General features: G+C 76.7%; 2 protein-coding genes. Both read left to right on the top strand.

Annotated features, from left to right (window positions below; translation table 11 throughout):
• Nucleotides 1-1319, top strand: a 1319-nt coding sequence (locus AB0O29_RS33400; RefSeq protein WP_365159433.1) for a beta-ketoacyl reductase, incomplete at its 5' end; no start/stop codon positions are given.
• 89 nt (nt 1320-1408) lie between these two features.
• On the top strand, nt 1409-7356 hold a 5948-nt coding region (locus AB0O29_RS33395), incomplete at its 3' end, for a type I polyketide synthase (RefSeq protein WP_365159430.1).

Here is a 7356-nt window from a genome sequence, read left to right as displayed (position 1 = left end):
CGAACGCGGAGATCGCGGCGGACCTGTTCGTGAGCGAGACGACGGTCAAGACCCAGCGCCACCTGCTGCTCACCAGCCGGCGCGGCGCCGCCGCCGACGGGGCCGCCGAGCTGCGCGAGGAACTCCTCGCGGCGGGCGCCGCGACCGTCACCCTCGCGGCCTGCGACACGGCCGACCGGGAGGCGCTCGCCGCCCTGCTGGCCGCCGTCCCCGCCACCCGGCCGCTGACCGCCGTGGTCCACGCCGCCGGAGTCCTCGACGACGGCCTCGTCACCTCCCTCACCCCCGACCGGCTGGAGGCGGTCCTGCGCCCCAAGGTGGACGCCGCGCTCCACCTGCACGAACTGACCCGGCACAGCGACCTGGCCGCCTTCGTGCTGTTCTCCTCGGTCGCCGCGACCCTGGGCAGCGCGGGCCAGGGCAACTACGCCGCGGCCAACGCCTTCCTCGACGCCCTCGCCCAGCGCCGCGCCTCGGCCGGCCTGCCCGCCGCCTCCCTGGCCTGGGGTCCCTGGGCCGACGGCGGAATGGCCTCCGGAATGGACGCCTCCGGGCAGGACCGGATGGCCCGCTCCGGACTGGTCCCCCTGAGCCCGCAGGAGGGCCTCGCGCTCTTCGACGCGGCCCGGACCGGCGAGCGGTCCGTCGCCGTACCCGTACGCTTCGCCACCGCGGCCCCCGCCGGACCGGGCCCCGACGGGCAGCCGTCCGTACCGGCGGTCCTGCGCGGCCTGCTGCGCCCGGCCGCCCGGCGCACCGTCCGGGAGGCCGTGCCCGGCGGGGGCCCCGACGCCCTGCGCGAGCGGCTGGCCCGGCTGTCCGGTGCCGAACGCGACGGCGCCCTGCTGGACCTGGTGCGCACCCAGGTCGCGGCCGTCCTCGGGCTCGGCGGCCCGCGCGAGGTGGACCGCGAACGGGAGTTCAAGCTGCTGGGCTTCGACTCCCTCACCTCGGTGGAACTGCGCAACCGGCTGAACTCCGCCACCGGACTGCGGCTCCCGGCCACCCTCGTCTTCGACTGCCCCACCCCCGTGGCGCTCGCCGCCCGCATCGGCACCGACCTGGCACCCGAGGCCGCCCCCGCGCCGTCGGCCGCGTCGGTCTTCGGGGAGATCGACCGGCTGGAGCGGGCCCTGGCCGCGGTCGCGGCCGACGACGAACTCGTCCGCTCCCGGATCCGGACCCGACTGCACGGCGTGCTCGCGGCCTTCGCCGAAGACCCCGCCCCCACCGCCGGCCCGACGTCCGACGAGCGGCTCCGCAGCGCCACCGTCGACGACATCTTCGCGCTCATCGACCAGGAGCTCGACGGCTCCTGAGCACCCGGAAGCGCCCGGACCAGCAGGTGCACACGACCGCGGCCGCACCACCGCACCCCTTCCCGACACTTCTCGACGGGTGAAGAGACATGCAGAACGCGCAGAACGAGCAGAACGAGAACGAACAGAAGCTGCTGGACTACCTCAAGCGGGTGACGGCGGACCTCAAGCAGACCCGGCGCCGGCTCCACGAGGTGGAGGCCAAGGACCAGGAGCCGATCGCCATCGTCGCGATGAGCTGCCGCTACCCCGGCGGCGTCGACAGCCCCGAAGCCCTGTGGCGGCTGGTCGACGGCGGCTCCGACGCCGTCACCGGATTCCCCGCCGACCGCGGCTGGGACCTGGAGGGGCTCTACGACCCCGACCCGGGCGTCCCCGGCAAGTGCTACACCCGCGAGGGCGGTTTCCTCCACGACGCCGGCCGCTTCGACCCGGGCCTCTTCGGGATGTCCCCCCGCGAGGCCCTGGCCACCGACCCGCAGCAGCGCCTCCTCCTCGAAGTCGCCTGGGAGGCCTTCGAACGCGCCGGGATCGCCCCCAGCTCCGTCAAGGGCACCCGCACCGGCGTGTTCGTCGGCCTCGCCTACCAGGGGTACGCGGGCAGCGGCGACACCCGGGAGGAACTGGAGGGCTTCCTGCTCACCGGCACCGCCCCCAGCGTCGCCTCCGGCCGGCTCTCCTACACCTTCGGCCTCGAAGGCCCCTCGCTGACCGTCGACACGGCCTGCTCCTCCTCCCTCGTCGCCCTCCACCTCGCCGTCCAGGCCCTGCGCCGCGGCGAATGCACCATGGCCCTGGCCGGCGGCGCCGCCGTCATGGCCGCCACGGGCATGTTCACCGAGTTCAGCCGCCAGCAGGGCCTGGCCGTCGACGGCCGCTGCAAGTCCTTCGCGGCCGGCGCCGACGGTACCGGCTGGGGCGAGGGCGTCGGCATGCTGCTCGTGGAGCGGCTCTCCGACGCCGTGCGCCACGGCCACCCGGTCCTCGCGGTGGTCCGGGGCTCCGCCGTCAACCAGGACGGCGCCTCCAACGGCCTCACCGCCCCCAACGGCCCCGCCCAGCAGCGGGTCATCGAGCAGGCCCTCGCCGGCGCCGGGCTCTCCCCGGCCGACGTCGACGTGGTCGAGGCGCACGGCACCGGCACCACCCTCGGCGACCCCATCGAGGCCCAGGCCCTCCTCGCCACCTACGGCCAGGGGCGGGACGAGGAGCGCCCGTTGTGGCTGGGCTCCCTGAAGTCCAACATCGGGCACACCCAGGCGGCGGCCGGAGTCGGCGGGATCATCAAGATGGTCGAGGCGATGCGCCACGGCGTCCTGCCGAAGACCCTGCACGCCGAGGAACCCTCCCCGCACATCGACTGGACCTCCGGCGCCGTCCGCCTCCTCACCGAACCCGTGGAATGGACCGGCGACGGCCGGCTCCGCCGGGCCGCCGTCTCCTCCTTCGGGGTCAGCGGCACCAACGCCCACACCATCATCGAGCAGGCCCCGCCCGCCCCCGACGCCCCGGAGCGGCCCGCCGCGGCCGACACCCCCGCCGGGCCGCTGCCGGTGGCCTGGACCCTCTCCGGCCGCGACACCACCGCCCTGCGCGAACAGGCCGAACGCCTCCTGCGGCACGTCCTCGGCCTCGGCGAGGTCAGCCCCGTGGACGTGGCCCACTCCCTGGCCGTCTCCCGGGCCACCCTGGAGCACCGCGCCACCGTGGTCGGCACCGGACTCCCCGAACTCCTCGACGGGGTCACCGCCCTGGCCGCCGCCGGGACCGCCCCCCAGCTCGTGGAGGGCGTGAGCGGACGCGAGAGCGCCACCGCCTTCCTGTTCTCGGGCCAGGGCAGCCAGCGCCTGGGCATGGGGCGCGAACTGTACGAGGCCCGGCCGGTGTTCGCCGAAGCCTTCGAGGCCGTGTGCGCCGCCGTCGACCCGCACCTCGAACGCCCCCTGAAAGACGTCGTGTTCGGACAGGACCCGGAGCTGCTGGAGCGCACCGAGTACACCCAGCCGGCCCTGTTCGCCGTCGAAGTGGCCCTGTTCCGGCTGCTGGAGTCCTGGGGCGTACGCCCCGACCTCCTCGCCGGACACTCCGTCGGCGAGTACGCCGTCGCCCACGCGGCGGGCGTGCTGACGCTCCCGGACGCGGCGAGGCTGGTGGCCCTGCGGGGCCGGCTGATGCAGGCGCTCCCGGCCGGCGGGGCGATGGTCGCCGTCGAAGCCTCCGAGGCGCAGGCCCGGCAACTGCTGGCGGGCCTGGAGGACCGCGCCGGGGTCGCCGCCGTCAACGGGCCCGCGTCCGTGGTGGTCTCGGGCGCCGCCGACGCCGTGGCCGCCGTCGCGGACCGGCTGTCCGCCCAGGGCCGCAAGACCAAGGCCCTCGCCGTCTCCCACGCCTTCCACTCGCCCCTGATGGACCCGATGCTGGCCGAGTTCCGGGCCGCCGTCGCATCCGTCGCCTTCGCACCGCCGCGGCTGCCGGTCGTCTCCACCCTCACCGGAGGCCCGGTCACCGCCGAGGAGTTCTGCTCCGCCGACTACTGGGTCCGCCACGTCCGCGAAGCGGTCCGCTTCGCCGACGCCGTGGGCTCCCTCGCCGCCGAAGGCGCCGGCACCTTCCTGGAGGTGGGCCCCGGCGGCGTCCTGACCGCCCTGGCACAGCACGTGCTCGACGACACCCGCGTCCTCGTCCCCCTGCTGCGCCCCGACCGCCCCGAGCACCAGGCCGTCACCACCGCCCTCGCCCGCGTCCACGTGCACGGCACCCCCGTCGACTGGGCCGCCTTCCACGCCGGACGCGGCGCCCGCCGCGTCGACCTCCCCACCTACGCCTTCCAGCGCCAGGACTACTGGCTCACGCCCGCCGCCCCCGCCTCCCGCCGCTCCGCGATCGAGGACCGGCAGTACGAGATCACCTGGCAGCGGCTGCCCGCCCCCGCCGCCGGCCCCGCCGAAGGGCACTGGCTCCTGCTGGCCCCCGCCGACGGCGCGGACCCCGCCGCCGCGGACCTGGCCGGCGCGCTCCGCGACGCGCTCACCGCCCGGGGCGCCGACACCACCGTCCTCACCGTGGACGCCGCCGAGGACCGCGAGGCCCTCGCCGGCCGGCTGCGGGAGGCCGCCGCCGGCGCCGCCCCCCGTACCGTCGTCTCCCTGCTCGCCCTGGACGAGCGGCCCGCCGCCGGACGGGCCGCCCTCAGCGGCGGCGACGCCGCCACCCTCACCCTGGTCCAGGCCCTCGGCGACGCCGGGCTCGAAGCCCCCCTGTGGTGCGCCACCCGGGGCGCCGTCGCCACCTCGCCGCAGGACGGTCCCACGGCCCCCGCCCAGGCCCGGATCTGGGGCCTCGGCCGGGTCGCCGCGCTGGAACACGCCGGCCGCTGGGGCGGCCTCGTCGACCTTCCGGCCGACTGCGACACCACCGCCCTCGACCGGCTCCTCGGCGTACTCACCGCGGGCGGCCCCGAGGACCAGCTCGCCGTACGCCCGGACGGGGTGTTCGCCCGCCGCCTCACCCGCACCCCCGACGCCGAGGCACGGCGCGGCTGGGAATGGCGGCCCCGCGGCACCGTCCTGATCACCGGCGGGACCGGAGCCCTCGGCGGACACGTCGCCCGGCTCCTCGCCGCACGCGGCGCCGCACACCTCGTCCTCACCGGCCGGCGCGGCCCCGCCGCCGCCGGCGCGGCCGAACTGACCGCCGAACTGGAGGCGCTGGGAGCCCGGGTGACCGTCGCCGCCTGCGACGCGGCCGACCGGGACGCCCTCGCCCGGCTCCTCGCCGAACTGACCGGCCCCGACGCCGAACAGCCCCTCACCGCCGTCGTCCACACCGCCGGCGTCGACACCCCCGGACTGCTCGCCGACACCGGCCCGGCCGCCTTCGACGCCGTCCTGGCCGCCAAGGCCGCGGGCGCCGTCCACCTCGACGCCCTCCTGCGCGAACTCCCCGCCGGACACGAGCTCGACGCGTTCGTCCTGTTCTCCTCCATCGCCGGCGTGTGGGGCGCCGGCGGCCAGGCCGCCTACAGCGCCGCCAACGCCCACCTCGACGCCCTCGCCGCCGCCCGCCGCTCCGCCGGCCTGCCCGCCACCGCCGTGGCCTGGGGCCCGTGGGCCGGCTCCGGCATGGCCGCCACCCCCGAGATCGCCGAGAGCCTGCGCAAGCGCGGCCTGGAACCCCTGGACGCCGAAGCGGCCCTCACCGCCCTGGACCGGGCGGTCGGCCGGGGCGCCGCCGCCCTGACCGTCGCCGACGTCGACTGGGCCCGCTTCGCCCCCACCTTCACCATCGGCCGCCCCAGCCCCCTCCTCGACGGCCTCCCCGAGGTCCGCGACGCCGCGGCCGGCCGCCCCGCCGGCTCCGACGGGGCCGGCGACACCGCCCGCGCCCTGCGCCGCGCCCTCGCCGGGGCCGACCCCGCCGAACGGGACCGCACCCTCGTCGAACTCGTCCGGCGCGAGGCCGCCGCCGTCCTCGGCCACCCCGGCCCCGAGGCCGTCGAACCCGGACGGGCCTTCCGCGACCTCGGCTTCGACTCCCTGACCGCCGTGGAACTGCGCGGCCGCCTGGTCCACGCCACCGGCCTCGACCTGCCCACCACCCTCGTCTTCGACCACCCCTGCGCCCTCGACCTCGCCGGCCGCCTCCTCGCCGAACTCCTCGGCGCCCGGGAGCCGGCCGAGGCCGCCGCCACCCGCGCCCCGGCCGACGGGGAACCGATCGCCATCGTCGCGATGAGCTGCCGCTACCCCGGCGGCGTCCGCTCGCCCGAGGAACTGTGGCGGCTCGTGGAAGAGGGCACCGACGCCATGTCGGTCTTCCCCGACAACCGGGGCTGGGACCTCGACGCCCTCTACCACCCCGACCCCGACCACCCCGGCACCACCTACGCCCGGTCCGGCGGCTTCCTCTACGACCTGGCCGACTTCGACGCCGCCTTCTTCGGCATCTCGCCCCGCGAGGCCACCGCCATGGACCCGCAGCAGCGGCTGCTCCTGGAAACCTCCTGGGAGGCCTTCGAACGGGCCGGCCTGGACCCGGCGACCGTACGCGGCAGCCGCACCGGGGTCTTCGTCGGCTCCGGCTACCAGGACTACCTCCGGCGCGGCCTGGCCGTCCCCGAAGGAGTCGAGGGCTACCTCGGCACCGGCAACGCCGCCAGCGTGGCCTCCGGACGCATCGCCTACACCCTCGGGCTCGAAGGCCCCGCCGTGACCGTCGACACCGCCTGCTCCTCCTCCCTCGTCGCCCTCCACATGGCCGCCCAGGCCCTGCGCCAGGGCGAATGCGAACTGGCCCTCGCCGGCGGCGTCACCGTGATGTCCAGCTCCGGCGCCTTCGTCGAGTTCAGCCGCCAGCGGGCCCTGTCCGCCGACGGCCGCTGCAAGGCCTACTCCGCCGACGCCGACGGCACCGGCTGGGGCGAGGGCGTCGGCATGCTGCTGGTGGAACGGCTCTCCGACGCCCGCCGCAACGGCCACCCCGTCCTCGCCGTGATCCGCGGCTCCGCCGTCAACCAGGACGGCGCCTCCAACGGACTCACCGCGCCCAGCGGCCGCGCCCAGCAGCTCGTCATCCGCCAGGCCCTCGCCAACGCCGCCCTGACCACCGCCGACGTCGACGCCGTCGAGGGACACGGCACCGGCACCCGCCTCGGCGACCCCATCGAGGCCTCCGCCCTGCTCGCCACCTACGGCCAGGGACGGGACGGCGAACGGCCCCTGTGGCTGGGCTCCCTGAAGTCGAACATCGGCCACACCCAGGCCGCCGCCGGCGCCGGCGGAATCATCAAGATGGTCCAGGCACTGCGCCACGGCCTGCTCCCCAGGACCCTGCACGCCGACGAGCCCACCCCGCACGTCGACTGGAGCGCGGGCGCCGTCCGCCTCCTCACCGAACCCGTCACCTGGGAACCCGGCGCCGACGGCCGGCCCCGCCGGGCCGGCGTCTCCTCCTTCGGCATGAGCGGCACCAACGCCCACGTCATCATCGAGGAGGCACCCCGCCCCGAACCCGCCCCCCAGCCCGCCCCCGAGACGGA

Origin of the sequence: Streptomyces sp. NPDC089915 (assembly GCF_040684675.1) — a bacterium.
Taxonomy (GTDB): domain Bacteria; phylum Actinomycetota; class Actinomycetes; order Streptomycetales; family Streptomycetaceae; genus Streptomyces.
The sequence above is the reverse complement of the archived record's forward strand: the minus strand, read 5'-3'. Positions and strand labels throughout refer to the sequence as shown.